The organism is Gimesia sp. (assembly GCF_040219335.1).
Classification (GTDB): Bacteria; Planctomycetota; Planctomycetia; order Planctomycetales; family Planctomycetaceae; genus Gimesia.
Window position 1 is genome coordinate 120365 of the sequence record NZ_JAVJSQ010000006.1, and the last position, 17407, is coordinate 137771.

The window sequence follows — 17407 nt, forward strand, 5'->3', positions numbered from 1 at the left end:
CTCAAAGAGAACTCACTTGCCAACCCAAAGAATCACAGCCTTCAGCGGACCTCCTGCTGAAGGCTGTTTTCGTTGTCGGAGAGCACACTATCTGCTCGCTCAACAGAACCGTAGCGACGGTACCCGCGTGTCCGCCCGCCTGGAGATATTCTAACCAGAACAGATTCCCAAAGGCATCAGTGCAGAAAAGAGGCTAATCCCAGATCGGATCGGACCAGGTCAGCGATTCGGGGACCATGCCGTGCCAGACTCTGATGTAGCTGACGAGCAGGAAGTAGGGGAGATTCGACAGCAGATGTCTGCAACCTGGACAACATTGTCAAATCGTTTCGTATGACCCTCTCAACATCGGAATTGAGCAAATCGAACTCGTTATGTCAGCACGATCAATCAGCGTCGGTTATTTCAGAACCGCGACAGAATTCGATATATGAGATAAATGCTTGCCCCAGGTAAGCGTTTTGATCAGCTGCCCATGTCAACGGCGCATAAAACCGTGTCAGGAATTTTTCGATTTGAGGATTGTGGGGTTTCATGTCTGCGTCGTACGTAAGGGCAGCCAATGGCCCAATGCTTAAGACATACCCCATCAACAGGAGAGGTAGCGATAAGCCCAGAAAGCGGATGGTTTTAGACTCTTCTGTCAGCCATGTGCACGTTTACCTGGCTATTGATAGACAATGTGAATCTCTGAGCCATTACAAAGATTGACGTACCACCAGTAATACCGCTGTATGAATCCAACATGATCGACCAGCATAATCACGGGGGCATAGAAGGCGGAATAGCCATTCACATATTCCGGGTGGATCACGTTGCCCTTTGCATCAATCAATAATGCAACAACAGGTCCGATGCTTAATACATAGATCACCAGCAACAGCAGAATCGCATAAGCTGCAAACCGGATCAAAATTGAACGCCTGCTTTGCGTCATGCGAATAATCTCTAAAGGGTTGGAAATGTGCAGAACCCATTTTACACGATTTCAATGAGAATGGAATCGCCGTTTCAACAGGAAGCTTCGTTCCAGACTTGAAGCACAAGGCGAATCAAAGAGTTAAGTCAGGCAGAATGGTTTTTCAGGATCCTAAATATTTCGCATCGTTATGAATGTCTTGAATACACTTCTGAGCGGTCTCGCGAACCTGTTTAGAACCGCGTTCTGCTAAATCTTTTAAAGCCTCAACTGCTGACTCCCCGCCAATCTTGGCGATGGCGTAGACAGATCTTTTACGTAAAGAAGCATCGTCTAATTCATCTAATTGAGGCAACGTTCCCAATGCCCGTTGCACTAAAACGGGAATGCCTGCAGTTTCTTTTTCAAACCACAATGCATCAATCATGTATTCATGGCTGTGGTGCCATTCTTCTAATAGCAGTCTGCGAAAGATTTCACAATGAATATGCTTCGGTTCTACGTCCCGATGATAACCTCGGAGATAAGTTAAATACTCGATTGTTTCTGCATCCTGTGCCTGTTCTGCCAGCTCAAGCATCCGTAGAACATAACTGTGATCATCTGAAATATTAACCGAGTACCGATTGTAAAATTCATCAATCTCGATCTTGTTAACTGCCAGATCAAGTATCAGCTGCTTATCAATTTCTGAGAGTATCGCCATCTTCTTGTTCTAATCAATTTCTTCATTCTCTAAAAGCATGGGAATGAGGTTTATGTATTGGGTTGATATGGACTATTGAAGCCTGTGAATAATATTAACCTAGATACCATAGCCGTCACAGATTTTTGCATGCGTCTCTGCTGAGTTGACCGCCAGCGAGATTCTTGTGACCAGATCAACTTCGTTGGGACTGGGATCAGAAAACTGAACCCCCAGTAACACATCCTCGGCAAACGCATCGCTTTGGAATTGACCAGTGCTTCGCAGATCCTGCAAAACCTCAGTCAGTATTGATTCGATTGAATCGTTCTCTTCCATTTCATGGAGTATCTCGTTCACAGCAGTAAAAAGATCGAAAAAAGAGATAGGGGAATCCCATTTATACGCATTCACTTCGAAGTAATATTCCGATGTCCGGTGGGATTTTACCTGCTGTAACAAATCTGGATGTGATTTAAGCAACTCAAGTATTTCATCGTCAGGTTGCGGACCTTCTCCTGCCGGCTGTTTGCTCAACCAACCTTTGGTTGCATATAAAATATCAATATCGCCAAAGCCTGATGTCGGATAAAAAACCAGGGCATAAACCTCGTTATTACAGTGAGCTGTTTTCAGTCTCTCAATGACTCCCTCAGTCGCAGCACGAATGGCTGTTTTAAAATATGACAACTGTAGTCTCCCATTGAGAATGATGATTGAAAATAAGGACAGTGAGTTAAGAGGGCAGGATTCAATTCGACATGAGTCGCTACCCAATTTATCTTCCCGGGAATTATGATATCGCACACGACAAAGTCGGACTCTATCCGTGGTTTTCAGGGCGGATGTCGAGCTTTTCAGTAGCAGTTCGAAAAAACGAATTTTTAAACGATCACCGAAGGCGTCCAAAGAAATCAGACTCTTGATATTCTCAGTGCGCCAGTTTCAAGCGGTCTTGATACATTTTCAAAGCAAGCCGAGCCGTTGCTCTGCGATCGATGTCAGCAGTTTTGTCGAGGGCAGCTGCCTCAATCAGCGGACGAGATTCGGGCAGCAAGACCGCGAGTATCTCTGCAATCTTGTATCGCTTCTCCAATGAACAACCATCGCTTTTTTCCAGAATCAGACGGGTCGGCAAATCGCCAAATCGATTGAGGATGGAAAATACCTGGCGATCCATCATATACCTTTGAGAGTCGGGGCTATCAATGATTGATTGCAAATCTCCACGCTGAAACATGCGTTCGATAGATTCACCAGGGTCTTTGAGCAAAACATCGAGTGCCTGAGTGTGTTCCTTCTCAGTTATGTATGCGGGATCTCGAAAGAGTGTGCGAATATTCTCATCCAACTTTTCCAACTTATGGTAATCAATTTTCTTTTTGATTCGCTTGTCAAAGATAATATTACCAATGGCGTGTGCTGCATCTTCTTTTCGTTCTGAGTTCTTGACAATCTCTGTCAAGTAGGGAATGGCGCGTTGATCTCCTATCTCTTCGAAAGCTGATACACAGGTCAAGTCATTGTCTGCTTTCTGTCCTTGGATAAACTCCAGATAATAAGCTTCAACAAATGGATAGGCAGATTCATCTCCCCCCTTTTTCGCAATAACCCTGACGAGCCGTTGGTTCATCCGTTGGGGTAATCCTTTTCTATAAGCAAGTATTACGATATCAGTCGGTTCAGCATACTTGAATAAAACATTAATGGCTGCTTGCAGTTCCTCTTCCTGAGCTTTGGGATTCTGATAGACAGTTTGAGCGCGAGCGATTTCCACAGCCGGCTGATATTGAGCAAGAGACAGAGTAATACGTGCTGCCAGTTCAGGATATTTTTTGCGCAGACGATTTAATACCGGTGGTGCCTTTTTTTGATCATCTGACCGAACTAATAACTCGAGATACCGAATGAAATCACTTTCTGAAGATTCTGCAACATGATCAGAAATGCGAACGAGTTCCTCAAAATGCTCAGGGAGAGTCATCTGAGATAAAGCTTCCATGGCTTCCTGGATCGATAATGAATCATCGGTCGACTGAATCAATGCAATAATCCGTGTTGCAGTCTGGGGGGATCGAAAGGAACCAAGTGTGCGGAGAGCCTGGTTTCGTCGTTGCCAGACTTCTGCTGGAGCAGTGAGTTTCTTAGCACGCATTTTTTCAGGGAGATCCGGATCAAATTGGTTGAGCACAAACGGTAATGCGGCTGACTTATCCATTTGCAAAGCTTCAATGATCCTGAGCGATTCATTAACATGCTTTGGGTTCGATTCAGCAAGTTTCAACAACCTGGCGAAGTTTTGTTTCGAGTCAACTCCAGCAGTACACAGCATAAACAATCGGCCCATTTGTTCCTGCACATCAAGCTTCGCGATATCAAGTTGATCGAGTCGCTTTATGAACACTTGCCATTTACCAAATTCTTGCAGTTCACTAATGTCTGGATCATAATCCTTGTTTTTGTAGATTGTTTCCAATCTGGCGAAGTCACTGTCGGATATCATTTTAGGCGACTTCCCCTTAGCCTCAATCCATTTGTTGGTTTCTGCGACGCGATCAGGATCAATCCTCCGTTGTCTCCGTGATCGCGAATACTTGTCCAGAAAGCCAGGGTATTCCTGCTGGATCTTAACTCCAACTTGATAGGCCTGTTTTCCTCTCAGCCTGGAAAACAACTTAGTCATTAACAGTGGTCTGACCGTTATATTTTTGGTCTTCTTAAGAACTGTCTCAATATCAGCCAACTCAACACGGGACTCGCCGAAAGAATAGCCATTACCTTGGAAATCGACCGCAATCAAATGCAGCATCGTTGCCTCATTGATGAGCCGAGTCTCAAAGCGACAGCCACCATTTTCTAGTTTTGTAACTGATTGAGGAGCAGGAGCAATAATTGGCTGGACGGTTGCAGGACATGTAACTGTCACAGGTACAGTTTGAAGCGCGGGAAAGACAGCCGACAGTTCAGTTATGTTATTGAAAGGCTGGCCAGAGTTCCCTGGATTGGGAAATGAATCCGTGTGACAATCATACTCAATGAAGATCTTACTATGACTTTTGGCCTGTAATGGTGCGGCAAAGGAAATTAATACTGGCTGACAATTCTGATTTAAACGGTATCTGCGCGATAAAAATTCCGCCTGCTGTGGCCGACCAATTGCATCCAACACAGTCGGGTCAGAATAAAAATCGTTACTTTCTCTGCGTGGCTCAGTGTCATACTTTATCAATTTCCCCGTGTAGGGGCTCACCAATGACTCATTGAATCCCCATTCAGCGAGTTTTTTTGTTCTTTCGAGATCCTCTGTTTTTATTTCTTGATCGATATCAGGAAACAAGGTTCTCATGAGCGATACACTCGGGAGATGGGGATGCGGATGGAAAGCACCGGCCTGGATATATCCGACAAACTGCTTTGACATTTGCAGGCTTAAGCCCATATGGTCGTGAACGTATTTTAGCATCGGACCGTTGAGCAGTTCCTCTGGCTCACGCTGCATATCCCAGGCCTGACGCAACTTCGGTACAAGCTCTGCAAGATCTGGCTTAGAGGCTAACCACTTGTCAGCCTGCGCACGCCATTGCTTCTCATAGGGGGCGAAACCATAACTTCGAGCAAGAATCGAAACGTATTTCCTTTGAGTATCGGGTAAGTCAATTCTAAACTTCGGATCGATCTCAGGCATCAACTCGATTAGATCGAGAAGAGAAGCATCTCCCCTGGCAACATGATACGCAGCAGATACTTTTTGGTGACTTTTATAAATCAAATGATTATTTCCACGACTCTCAAAAGTCGTGGAAATTTCCCTGAGATTTGCACGGTCTCTGATGAGTTGCCGATATTTGGTGACCAAACCAAGTAGTTCCACATCTTGCTGAATCAGGGCTTCAAACCGATCCCCCCACTCGTCCTGATTTTTAAATTGCCGAAATCCAGTATTAGGAGTTGCTGCTTTTAAGACCGGCTGAGTTTCATAATTCACTGGCTTACCATCAACCAGGATACGGCACCACGGCTTTTTGGTATCATACAGCGCCCTTAGTGGAGCAGACACGGGAAAGATTCGCGTAAGACTGTCAGGTTTGTCTGACGGATTATGCAGCGTATACGAAACGCGAAACGATGTGTTCAAATATTGTTGCGGAGTAAATTCTACCTTAATATTGATGGCCCCCTGCTCAATTCGCACAGCAGACTCTTCTTTGTCCTGAAAAGCAGAAATGAGGGCAAGTGGCACCAGAAAGAAACATGCAATAACCAGGCTCAGAAAAAAACGGAGAGTGTTCGTGCGCATCGCGGACCTCATGTCCCTATGAGGGAATTTGAGTGAGAGAGAACAGATTCAGGATTGTTCAATTGTATAGTTCACTTTCGCTTCGTCAAGCTCTTCTTGAAAGAGACTTATCGCGACAAAGGACGCGGGTTGCCTTCCCGCATTACATACTTTTAAAGTGAGCTGCAATTCGTCCAAATCACCTCACTTCCTTGGCAGTGAGTTAAGGGGACAGGATTGAATTAGATATGAGTCCTAGTGTCTTCCCATCCTTCTGCTCACTCCTTTCGCACTGGGGCGTTTATCAGGCTCCATCGCCAGCAGATCAATCAGCTCGCTGCGGAATTCAGGGGGAATCTTCTCTGTTAATGATTCGACGAAATCCGGTCTCCATAAAGCAGAGATGATTTCCAGAGCCGACATGTCGCGCATTACTGATGCACCACACAGCATTTCGGCGAATATTAATCCCAGGGAGAAGATGTCGCTGGCGGCACTCAAGCGAGCGCCGCGGGCCTGTTCGGGAGACATATAAGCCGGGGTACCAGAGATGCCGTTGGAGTCGGCAGCTGAGACGGTGGCTGCATCGATGGGATTGGATTTGAGCACCACGGTTTCATCCAACTCCAGCTCTGCTGCTTCCGGTTCCGTAGCGACATCTGCGTTCGTCGTGACCGTAAACTGCGGTCCGGTATCGGAACCGGCTCTGGTGACGACCTCCTGATGACGAAAAGAACGGGCCAGCCCGAAGTCGACGATCACTGGTTCGTCGCCTCCCCGCAGCAGAATATTCGCCGGCTTCAGGTCTCCGTGCACGATTCCTTTTTCGTGAGCAGCAGCCAGTCCCAAAGCAATCTGCTCCGCGATCCTGCGGAATTGACGTCGATCGAATCCGCTGTCAATCAGATCTGCAAGTGAGCCACCATCGATGTACTCCATGACAATCGTCGGTATGGTGTCAATCGTATCCACAGAATAAATCGTGCAGACATTCGGGTGCTGGATGCCGGCTGCCGACCGTGCCTCACGCAGGAGTTGTTTTTCAGTCTGATCATCCTATTTCACGATGATTTTGAGCGCAACTTTACGACCGAGACGCATGTCTTCGGCTGCGAAAACCTGCCCGAAAGCACCCCGGCCCAGCTCGCGTTCAATGCGGTAATGGCCGAGAACCCGGCCCGGCTTCAAAAGCGACACGGTATCCAGCACACCATCGGCACGTTTCCAGTTGGCCGGACAGAGTCCTCCGGACTGTAAGGCATCCAAGATACGCAGGACGTCTTGTACATTCCGACCCACGCTCAAGTCATAACTGGCAGCAAAGCGCAGGATCCCTTCCGGGTCAATCAGAAACAATCCGCGATTCGGCAGGCCGTCGACCTCCCGCCAGACGCCAAAATACTGGCAAAGCGCCCCCTGGGGATCAGAGGCCAGTGGAAAACGGAGACCTTCAACGCCGCCTTCATTTGCGGGGGTATTCAGCCACTGCGCGTGTGTCTCGAGGGAGTCGATACTCACCCCCAATAGATCGCAGTTGAGTTGATCAAACTGCAGTTTCTCAGCGCTGAATCCTGTGAGTTCGGTGGGGCAGACAAAGGAGAAGTCATGCGGATAGAAGATCAGTGCCAGCCAGCGTCCCTGGTAATCTGCGGACTGGATCTGCTCGTGTTGCAGGTCGGGGGTAACCACGCTCAATTGAAATGGTCGAACCTGTGAACCAACGACACAGTTTTGTACGGAGTTCATTCAATCTCCCCTGACAGTTCAGACTCAAAGACGCGACACGAACGCAGGCACTCCAGTTTAACAGGAATGCCTTTAACTCTCGTCATAACCAGCGAGGTCAAATGAAACAAGCAGGCCATAAAACAAAAAAGCCTTAAGCTATAGAAGCTTAAGGCTCTTAAGAATGAGGGCGCAGGGATTCGAACCCTGGACCTACGGATTAAAAGTCCGTTGCTCTACCAACTGAGCTACGCCCTCATTTGTTCTCACTGTATTTGATCGGCCGGAGCATTTGGTGCGGTATGGTCGGTGTCCGCTGCTCGACAGGCCGTTTGATGACTGAGTCAGGATAATAGCAACAACCACAATCACTTCACAACGTTACGGGCAAAAAAAATCTCTCTAAATTCATATTTTCTCAACCCTTAGTCGTTCAGACGCCTCTACTCCCTGACAGGTTCGCTTATTCCCGCCTCTGAACGTTTTTAAAGTGACTGCAGGGCCGCAGTCCACGGCCCGTTTCGTCCCCTGACTACGCTCCGTAATCGCCCTGTGTGTACATTCCGTCAATATAACGCCACTGGGCCGGATTCGAATTCTTTGGCTGCAGAGCCGCCGGCAGACGCCCGGGGCGGACATTATCGTAGCACTGCAGCATCGAGAACCGGTGGATCGCCGCCGGAATTCCGACCGACGTGAAGACCGGATGTCCCGTCGAAGGGAAGGGGCCGCCATGATTCATCGCCGGGCTGACGGCCACGCCGGTGGGCATCTTGTCGTTCAGCAGTCGGCCCACCTTCTGACGCAGGGCCGGGGCGACCAGATCGTACAGCCCGTCATCCTCGCCCGTGGTCTGACTGTAAATGCATCCGGTCAGGTTCCCCTCCAGGCACTCGGCGATCTGAACCAGCTCCTCATCACTCTCCGCGACGACAAACAGCGAACTGTTGCCGAACGCCTCGGCCTGTAAAGCTTCGGGATCTTTCAGGAAGGCACTCCCCGAGACAAGCAGCAGCGTATTCGCACAGGAGAACCCGTCGCCTTCGGTGGAAGTCCCACCGGTGACGAGTGTCGCCCCTGCTTCCTGAATCGCGGTAATACCGGACAGGAAGCCACGCTGCACTCCTTCGCTCAGCAGCACGCCGGCCGGGGCCGCTTCGAACTGCTGTTTGACCTGGTCGATGAAAGTCTCCGCAGCATCCCCGGCTTTGAGGACCACCAGCCCCGGGTTCGTACAGAACTGACCGGTTCCCATCAGGCAGCTCCCCTTGAATTCCTCCGCGATCTCCGCGCTCCGCTCGGCCAGTGCACCCGGCAGAACGAAGACCGGGTTGATGCTGGAGAGTTCCAGATAGACCGGCTTGCCCGCCTTGTCGGCTGCTTCCTTGATGGTCAGCCCCGCACTCCGTCCGCCGGTATAACCGATGGCCCCCATCAATGGGTGCGACACGAGTCGGCAGCCGTCGGAGTGGCTCGTCCGGTAGATCAGCTGCACGAAACCGGCCGGCATGTCAGTCGCTTTGGCGGCAGCGTCGGCGGCTTCACCGAAGATGCGTGTGGTTTCCGGGTGCGACGAATGTCCCTTGGCGATCACCGGGTTCCCCGCGGCAACCGCTGCGGCGAAGTCACCCCCGGCGATGCTGTTGAACGCAAACGGGAAGTTGTTCGGGCCAAACACGGTCACGGGACCAATCGGCCCGAACATCGAACTAATGCCGGTCGCGGTGTCGATGGTCGGTTGTGCCCAGGAACCTTCGCGGGCATGATTGGCGGCCTGACGCAGTTGATTTGTCGTCCGCGGCAACTCGCCGTCACGCAGCCGCGGTGATTCGGGATAGCCGGTCTCCGCATGTGCGGCCTCGACCAGGGCGTCGGCGCGGGCTTCGATCTCATTCGCGTATGCTTCCAGGAAGGCGGCGAACCGCTCGCCCGGCCAGCCTCGCATCGCTTTGGATGCCTCAGCGGCCGCAATGATGGCAGATTCGATTTCGTCCCAGGGGCTGACGGGGAACAGCGGGGCCAGCGTTTCGCCGGTCGCGGGGTTCACTCCCTGAAACGTCTGAGACCCTGTCGAGGTTGTCCATTCTCCGTTAATCAGAACCGGTTGTGTTTCCATGATCTATCCTTTTCAACCTGCTTTTTTGCGGGGCAATCAGTTAGTATGTGCAGCGTGTGTTTTCGTTTGTCTTTCGATTCGAGCAGAGGCTGTCCGCTCTGATGCAGCAATTTGATGTGGTGATCCTGGGAGCCGGTTTCGGCGGCAGTCTGACGGCCCTGTTGCTCGATCGCATCGGACTCTCCGTCGCCCTGGTCGACCGCGGCACCCATCCCCGTTTCGCGATTGGGGAATCCTCCACGCCCGCCGCCGGCTATCTGCTCCAGTCACTGGCTGCACAGTACGATCTTCCACAATTTGAGCCATTTTGCAAGTATGGGACCTGGCAGCAGGCCTATCCCGACATCGGCTGCGGCATTAAGCGGGGCTTCAGTTACTTTGCCCACACGCCGCATCAGCCCTTCCAGGCACAGCCCGCGCATGGCAGTGAATTGCTGGTGACCGCCAATCTCAGTGACATGCTCGCCGACACACACTGGTACCGGGCCGACGTCGATCACTGGTTCGCCCGGCAGGTAGCTGCGTCCGGCATTGTCTATCAAGATCAGACCGAAGTTGAATTACAGCACAACTACCCGGGCTGGCAGATCCAGGGGACCCGATTCGGCGAACGTATCGATCTCCAGGCGAACTTTCTGATCGACGCCACCGGGGCCGCGGGTATCGTTGCCCACACGCTGGGCATCGAAGCGGAAACCGATTTCAAAACTCACTCGTCCGCGATCTTCGGGCATTTCCACAATGTCGCACCCTGGCAGACCATCCTGGACCGGCAGGGCATCGAGCGGGACGATTATCCCTTCAACTCCGATCGCAGCGCCCTGCATCATGTTCTCGATGAAGGCTGGATGTGGCAGCTGCGATTCAATAACGGCATCACCAGCGCCGGCTTCGTTTTCGACGGAGAAACAGGGCAGCAGAACTGGGAAACAATGCTGGACCGTTATCCCTCGATTAAAGCACAGTTCGCTACTGCAGAATGCGTCGCCCCGGTAGACGGACTGCAGACCACCGGCCGCCTGCAGCGAGGCTGGAAAGAGTGTGCCGGGCCGGACTGGGCATTGCTTCCTCACACCGCCGGCTTCATCGACCCGTTACACAGCACGGGCATCGCCCACACGCTGTGCGGCATCGAACGACTCGTTACCATCCTGCAACAGCATTCAGGGCAGGGGACGCTGACCGAAGCTCTCGCCGCATACTCACAATCACTGCAGACCGAACGCACATTGATCGATACTCTGGTCGCCTGCTGTTATCGTAGTCGGCATGATTTTGAACGGTTTTGGCTGAGTACGCTCTTCTATTTCGCCGCCGCGACGAGCTATGAGCACCTCCGCTTTCACGAACAGCAACGACCCTGGCTCCTCTGTGCCGACGATGAACGTTTTCGACAGGCGGTTGCCGACTGGTATGGGCTTGTTTCCCGCGATGACCTTTCCGCAGACCACAAAACAGACTGGCTGCAGACTGCGCGTGAACTGCTCGCGCCCTGGGATCGCGTGGGACTGTTCGAACCAGCGGTGCCCCACATGTATTACTACACCGCGGCCCCGGAAGCGGAACCGCGGTGAGCAATAAGTCTCCTAGGTAATGATGGGAGAGCGTTTCTGTGCCAGCTCTTCCATCATGCTCTGGATATTGGACGTGATCTCTTCCGGGCTGGTTGCGATCCCCGTCATCAGTGATGCGTTCCAGAACAGCTGCCGGCCGCACTGCTTAATGAATGCATGCTGATCAGCGTTCGACGAGAGCGTGCAGAGCCGCTTGATCAGCTCGGCGTCCGGATTGATTTCCAGAATCCGTTTGCTGGTCGGGAAGTCCTTATTGTTCATACTCAGGACTTTCTGCAGCTGCGAGCTGATGGCCCCTTCCGGCATCACCAGACAGCAGGGACTGTCGGTCAGGCGATCCGATTTGGTCACCGATTCCACGTCGTCTTTCAGTTCATCCGTAAACAGTGAGAGAACCTTCTCGAACTCGGGAGACAGCGCTTCCTGTTCTTCCTTCTTGTCGTCCTCTTTTTCGTCGCTGTCCGCTTCCGCTTTCTCGTCGCCCGGCAGTTTTACCTCGGCAGAGTCGATCGAGACGATATCAAACTCTTCGAACTTCGCCAGATTAGAGAGGACAATTTCGTCCATTGGATCAGGCAGATAGAAGACTTCTATCCCCTTCTTGCGGAAGATTTCCAGGTTTGGATTGCGGGAAATCGTATGGAAATCATTACCGCCCAGGTAATAGATCTGCTTCTGGTTCTCGTCGGCCTTTTCGAGATAGTCTTCCAGCGAAACGAGCTCGTTTTCAGAGGTCCCACGTGACGAAGGGAACCGCAGCAGTTTGGCAAGGGTGTCGCGGTTCTCGAAATCGGTGCCGATGCCTTCCCGGAGGGCACTGCCGAACTGGCGATAGAACTCGAGATACTTATCTTCGTCGTCCTTGGCCATCGACGCCAGGTGAGAGAGCACTCGTTTGGTGAGTACCTTTTTAATTTTGCGAAATACGGTATTGTCCTGCAGTGATTCGCGTGAAATATTCAACGGCAGGTCGGCTGAGTCGACCAGGCCATACAGGAACCGCAGGTATTCGGGGAGCAGGTCCCGGTTATCATTCTGTACCAGGATCCGTTTCGCACACAGGCTGATGCCGTGCTCGGTCCGGCCAAAGCCCATCAGTTCCAGGTTGGTCTGCGGACAATAAAGAATGGCGTGGAACTGGAACGGTGAATCGCTGCTGAGATGCAGGTGCCAACGGGCCGATTCTTCTCCATTGTGAGCCAGGTACTGGTAGAAGCCGTCGTACTGCTCTTGGGTGAGCTGCGTTTTGGGCTCGATCCAGATCGGCTTCTGATCGTTGACCAGTTCTTCCCCCAGCTTGATCGGGTAGGGAACGAAGGTCGAATATTTATTGAGGATGTATTTGAGCCGCGTGTCCTGGGTGTATTCATCCAGATCTTTGCGGAGATGCAGGCGAATGGAAGTTCCCCGGCCGATGTCTTCCTGCGGTTCGATGGTGAAGTCGCCGGAACCGTCCGATTCCCATTTCCAGCCTGTTTCTTCCCGACAGCTGCGGGTCAGGACTTCGACCTTGTCGGCCAGCATGAAGGCGGAGTAGAAACCGACGCCGAATTTTCCGATCAGCGAGACTTCTTCTTTTTCATCGCCCTGGGCATTTTTCAGAAAGTCCAGCGAACCACTGTGAGCGATGGTTCCGATATTCTCGATCAACTCATCGTGAGTCATCCCGACGCCGTTGTCACAGATGGCCAGTACGCGGTTTTCTTTGTCCGGCTCGAGACGAATCTCAAGAGGCTGCTCATCTTTGAGGGATTCATCCGTCAACGAAAGGAACCGGTACTTGTCCAGGGCATCCGAGGCGTTTGAGATCAGCTCCCGGATGGCGATTTCCCGATTCTGGTACAGGGAGTGGGAAAGCAGATCGAGAAGTTTTTTGATTTCTGCCTGAAACGTGAATTTTTCTGGTGCGGTTTTTTCGTTCATGATCTTTCTCTGAATCGAAAACAGACAAATAGAGTAACGAATCAATCAACATTGATGCCCTGCTGGTCAACATGCGACAGCCGGACAGATCGTGCTCCGTTTATAAAGAGAACGGAATGACTTGTAAAGTTGCCCCAATCGGCTGCAGACCGACTTAACTCAGAAAACCATTCAAAAGACGTTTGTAATCTGTGAGCGACCTGCGTAATAATAGAGGCAGCCCGCGAGAGTGAGGCAATTGACACAGCATTCCTACACAACGGAGATCACTGATATGGTATTTTACTCCCGCCGCGACTTTTTGAAAACAAGTGCACTGGGGGGAATGCTGGCAATGGGGGGAGGCCTGCCGGCCCTCGCTCGTGCCGAAGAAAAGAAAGCTCAGGCACAATACGGTCTGGTGACCTATCAGTGGGCGAAAGACTGGGATCTGCCTACGCTACTGAAAAACTGTGAAACCGCGAACGTCCTTGGCGTCGAACTGCGGACCACACACAAGCACGGCGTCGAACGCGATCTGAACAAAAACGAACGCCGCGAAGTCGCAAAGAAATTCATGGACAGCCCCGTTACCCTGGTGGGTATCGGCAGCAACGAGCGTTACGACAACCCGAATGCCGACGTGCTGAAGCAGGCCAAAGAAGCGACGAAAGAGTTCATCAAACTCAGTCATGATGTAGGGGGAACCGGCGTTAAGGTTAAACCCGATTCATTTCACAAGAACGTTCCCGAAGAAGTGACCATCGAACAGATCGGAAAATCACTGAATGAAATGGGAGCCTTCGGTGCCGACTACGGACAGCAGATTCGTCTGGAAGTCCACGGCAAATGTGCTCATCTGCCTACGATCCGAAAAATTCTGGATGTAGCCGATCATCCCAATGTGGCGATCTGCTGGAACTGCAACAAGCAGGATCTGGAAGGGGCAGGCCTGGATGCGAATTTCGCGATGGTGAAAGATCGCCTCGGCGATACGACACACATTCACGACCTGATTCATAATCCCTATCCGCACAAACGGTTCTTTGAACTGATGGCGGGAGCGAATTACACCGGCTGGCTGATGCTGGAAGAAGGAAAACTACCTAAAGGTGATCCCGTGGCGGCCCTGGCAGAACAGAGTAAACTGTTCGACAAAATGTGGGCGCAGGCACAAGACAGCTGATTCCTGCGGGCGGCTGGTTGAAAGACGGTCAGAAACGACTAGTGAGATGTAAAGTCTTTACTGTCGTGTGCAGACTGTTCCTTGATCGCAGCGTAGACTTCTTCCCGGTGTACGGTAACGTCTTTCGGTGCTTCGATTCCAAGGCGGACTTTGTCGTTCTTGATTTCAATCACCATCAATGTGATTGAATCACCAATCATAATTTTTTCGTCTTTTTTACGGCTGAGAACAAGCATCGCGATTCCCTGCGAATAAGTTGGGAGGTTTTTCAAAGCTTTCTTTGGGAAACAGTGCGTGTTTTTTTCGCAGCTGTTTCTGAAAAGCGACACTTGAAACTTAGCGTACTGTTTTTGAACAGTCTGCCTGGATCTTCAAAAAAAGCAGGGGAAACCTCTAACCGCCTGTCTCTTCCACAGGAATATAACGGTTAGCGCGATTCTGCACCTGGACATTTTTGTTGAATTTTCGCTGCAGCCCGTACTATCGGGAAAGAATTTCCAGTGTGTCACCGCACTGAATTCGCGGCGGTTGACCCTCGGGCAGCTCATGCAGACGCGTGTTGACTGCCAGCCGATACATGTTCCGGAACAGTGACAGCACGCCCCAGGAGGGAAATGTTTCCTCCCGTTTCCGAATGAACGTCTTCATGAACTGGGCATCCGTCTGGCCAGTCGTCGGAACACGTGAGGGAACCACACACCGCTTGCAGGGGTTCGAACCGGCGAAGGTCACCGCTCCTGCCCGGAACAGCACCGGCGGATCCAGAGAGTTGTAAAGCCGGTCTTCACAGAAGGGGAGGTCCCCCGCGAATTCCAGGTTGGCCCGGAACCGCAGCCGCAATTCATCGACCGAGATCCCTGGAAACCAGCGGGCAAGTTCTTCATACGTCTGCGTGCTGATGATCGTCGGCCCTGAGGCTTCGAGATCGTCGGGAAAGCCGGTGGTGCGGTTCTCTTTCAGAGTCACGCGCTGATCGAAATATTCGCTGAACCACGCTGCAAGACCGGGTTGGTTTTCTGAGAGCGCAAACTGCTCCGCGGCGAGATCGCGGTCAGGCGCGGAAACAGTGATCGTCTGCCCGGCGAGATCGAAACTGGCCCGGATCTGTTGAATAGTGGACTGCTTCTTCGCATTGATGACCTTTCCGTCCGCATCAAATAAAGCATACTGCCTATCCCAGGCCAGGCCTCCTCCGGGGAGTACTTCGGCCTGTTCAACAAACATCGGGTCGAGCGATTTCACCGGATACAAGGCGATGCGAGAGAGAGTCCACATGGGGTGAGTTTATCCTGAGCGGGGACAGGGGGATTTCATCTGCGACGTTTGGGACGTTCCTGTTCCTGGAGATCACGCAGGTCTTTGATCTCGGCTTTGAAATCAATAATCCCCGTGGGATCCAGAAAACGGTTGATGCGGGATTCTGCTTCTCGACAGAGAGTGGCAATCCGGGATTCGGCGGCCCGGTTCCGTTGTTCCTGGGCGGCTTCGGTCGCGGTCACGCGGATCACGGTTAACTTGTCCTGGAAGATCTGTCTTGGGGAAATGCCGCTCTCCAGTTCGCGAATTCCTCCATCCACTTTCTTCCAGTCATTCTTTTTCGCCCAACTGCGGATGCGGGACATCTGCATCGAGAGGGAAGCGACCTCTTCGATTAATTCCCCGTTGAGAACTGCCAGTTCCCCTTCGACGCCCAGACGAATCCGGTCATCGGGAACCTGGATTGCAGTCCGCGGTGCGATGCCGGGAATATAAGGCACATTCGCCACCAGAGCTTTACCACTGCGGACATAGAGCCAGATTAACGGATCGGACGGATCGGCTTTGACGGTGATCGTTCCCTCCCGGTTGGTCAGCAGTTCCTCAGTGATGTATTCCTTCTCGAAAGAAACTTTTTTGCCGGTCTCTTCGCTCTCTTTCTGCGCTGCAACCTGCAACTGACGGACTTCCTGCGGATTCAGCGGAGAAATCTGGACTCGCATCCCGGCGTAAGACTGAGTTGAAGTCCCCCGTGGAACCAAGGCGAGTTCCGTCTCGGGAAAACGCGGGACGACCCGGATGGCCTGCATTTCGACCCGCCGGCGACTGCTGCTCAGAATGCCTCGCAAGCCGGAAGAAATCGAACAGCGGGCATGCTTGCGGTCGACCTCTTCCAGAATAAGATAGGTCCAGGGAATCATCTGAATATCTTTGACTTCACGATCTCGATTCAGATAGCGGAAGAACGGTACAAAGAAGTCCCGTTTCTGCAGGGTGCCGATCGCGGGGTCAGGTGTCAGGTACTGACTCCCCTGTTCGCTGACGATCGCCTGGTCACCTTCGACCGCTTCTATTGTGACAACCGCGGAAAACAGGTTGCGGAGAATCTGAAAACTGGTCTCTGCCAGAAACGGTCTTGCATAGGTCGTCTGTTCGACCAGTGGTCCTAACTGCTGGGAATCGACATCGAACTCCCGGCCCGCGATTTGGTACCCGATTCCCGCTGACTCCACTGTCAGCAGAAACAACTTGTCAAATGCCTGCGTGGGATACTGCTGCAGTACCTGCGCTGCTGACAGGCGGTTCAGACCGGCGCTGGTGGGGAGTGTCAGCCAGGCATTTTCAAAGACCCCGGCTGTGTTCTCGCCAGGTGTGGGCGGATTCAATTCCCATTTCTCACCCGCGGAACGTTCAATAATCTGGGGCAAGCGTGTGAATATCTGCCGGCGGTCGAAATCGGTCAGACGACATTCAGACGCAAAAGCCAGTTCGATGCGGATTCGGTAAGGCCGTAAGCTGATGTGTCGCGTGTCAGGCTGGGCAGTTGGCTTTGGTTCGGGCTTAGATTCTGGCTCGGCTTTCTGTTCGGATTCGGGCTTGGACGCTGGCTCAGAATTCGGCTCTGAATCTGGTTCGGTTTCTGATTGCTCCGTGGTCGTAGTCTCTGCCTGCGCACCGTGGGCGTTCTCTGTAGGCAGACAGAATATCCCGATCAATGTCAGGCAGCAACCAAATATGAAAGCATCAAACCAACGCATGGAGTAATTC

Annotated in this window: 13 protein-coding genes, 1 tRNA gene and 1 pseudogene; 2 read left to right on the forward strand and 13 right to left on the reverse strand. The window is 51.8% G+C overall.

The window, feature by feature from the left end:
* Nucleotides 1-667: 667 nt before the first annotated feature.
* The 9 genes and pseudogenes from RID21_RS06630 to RID21_RS06670 form a co-directional block, all read right to left on the reverse strand.
* Nucleotides 668-913 carry a hypothetical protein gene (locus RID21_RS06630; protein ID WP_350187882.1) on the reverse strand — a complete coding sequence of 82 codons (246 nt, stop codon included), beginning with the start codon at nucleotides 911-913 and terminating at the stop codon, nucleotides 668-670.
* 169 nt (nucleotides 914-1082) lie between these two features.
* Nucleotides 1083-1625: a hypothetical protein gene (locus tag RID21_RS06635; RefSeq protein ID WP_350187883.1), complete on the reverse strand. Its 543-nt coding sequence runs from the start codon at nucleotides 1623-1625 to the stop codon at nucleotides 1083-1085.
* Nucleotides 1626-1724: 99 nt separating this feature from the next.
* Nucleotides 1725-2294 carry a hypothetical protein gene (locus tag RID21_RS06640; protein ID WP_350187884.1) on the reverse strand — a complete coding sequence of 190 codons (570 nt, stop codon included), beginning with the start codon at nucleotides 2292-2294 and terminating at the stop codon, nucleotides 1725-1727.
* Between the two features lie 241 nt (nucleotides 2295-2535).
* Nucleotides 2536-5901 carry a hypothetical protein gene (locus RID21_RS06645; protein WP_350187885.1) on the reverse strand — a complete coding sequence of 1122 codons (3366 nt, stop codon included), beginning with the start codon at nucleotides 5899-5901 and terminating at the stop codon, nucleotides 2536-2538.
* A 234-nt stretch (nucleotides 5902-6135) separates the two neighbouring features.
* Nucleotides 6136-6492 carry a protein kinase domain-containing protein gene (locus RID21_RS06650; protein ID WP_350187986.1) on the reverse strand — a complete coding sequence of 119 codons (357 nt, stop codon included), beginning with the start codon at nucleotides 6490-6492 and terminating at the stop codon, nucleotides 6136-6138.
* 99 nt (nucleotides 6493-6591) lie between these two features.
* Nucleotides 6592-6918 (reverse strand): annotated as a pseudogene (locus RID21_RS06655) (protein kinase domain-containing protein); the annotation flags it as partial.
* Between the two features lie 18 nt (nucleotides 6919-6936).
* Nucleotides 6937-7626, reverse strand: coding sequence for a peroxiredoxin (locus RID21_RS06660; RefSeq protein WP_350187886.1), 690 nt, complete (start codon nucleotides 7624-7626; stop codon nucleotides 6937-6939).
* Nucleotides 7627-7790: 164 nt separating this feature from the next.
* Nucleotides 7791-7863, reverse strand: a tRNA-Lys gene (locus RID21_RS06665).
* Nucleotides 7864-8137: 274 nt separating this feature from the next.
* Nucleotides 8138-9721, reverse strand: coding sequence for an aldehyde dehydrogenase (NADP(+)) (locus RID21_RS06670; RefSeq protein ID WP_350187887.1), 1584 nt, complete (start codon nucleotides 9719-9721; stop codon nucleotides 8138-8140).
* Between the two features lie 101 nt (nucleotides 9722-9822).
* Here RID21_RS06670 and RID21_RS06675 point away from each other — a divergent pair, with 101 nt between their 5' ends.
* Nucleotides 9823-11295 carry an NAD(P)/FAD-dependent oxidoreductase gene (locus RID21_RS06675; RefSeq protein WP_350187888.1) on the forward strand — a complete coding sequence of 491 codons (1473 nt, stop codon included), beginning with the start codon at nucleotides 9823-9825 and terminating at the stop codon, nucleotides 11293-11295.
* A gap of 12 nt (nucleotides 11296-11307) precedes the next feature.
* Here the strand turns inward: RID21_RS06675 and htpG are convergent, their stop codons facing one another.
* Nucleotides 11308-13218 (reverse strand): molecular chaperone HtpG, encoded by a 1911-nt coding sequence (gene htpG, locus RID21_RS06680; RefSeq protein ID WP_350187889.1) that lies wholly within the window; start codon nucleotides 13216-13218, stop codon nucleotides 11308-11310.
* Between the two features lie 274 nt (nucleotides 13219-13492).
* On the opposite strand from htpG, the gene RID21_RS06685 reads away from it, so the two are divergent.
* Nucleotides 13493-14383 (forward strand): sugar phosphate isomerase/epimerase family protein, encoded by an 891-nt coding sequence (locus tag RID21_RS06685; RefSeq protein WP_350187890.1) that lies wholly within the window; start codon nucleotides 13493-13495, stop codon nucleotides 14381-14383.
* Nucleotides 14384-14421: 38 nt separating this feature from the next.
* Here RID21_RS06685 and csrA read toward each other — a convergent pair whose 3' ends face one another.
* The 3 genes from csrA to RID21_RS06700 all read right to left on the reverse strand — a co-directional run bounded on the left by csrA (nucleotide 14422) and on the right by RID21_RS06700 (nucleotide 17397).
* The gene (gene csrA / locus RID21_RS06690) at nucleotides 14422-14619 is read right to left on the reverse strand and encodes a carbon storage regulator CsrA (protein WP_145041500.1); all 198 of its coding nucleotides are present in this window, start codon (nucleotides 14617-14619) and stop codon (nucleotides 14422-14424) included.
* Between the two features lie 244 nt (nucleotides 14620-14863).
* Nucleotides 14864-15658 carry an MOSC domain-containing protein gene (locus RID21_RS06695; RefSeq protein WP_350187891.1) on the reverse strand — a complete coding sequence of 265 codons (795 nt, stop codon included), beginning with the start codon at nucleotides 15656-15658 and terminating at the stop codon, nucleotides 14864-14866.
* Nucleotides 15659-15693: 35 nt separating this feature from the next.
* A complete protein-coding gene (locus RID21_RS06700; RefSeq protein WP_350187892.1) occupies nucleotides 15694-17397 on the reverse strand; it encodes a hypothetical protein in 1704 nt (567 codons plus the stop codon).
* Nucleotides 17398-17407 lie beyond the last annotated feature (10 nt).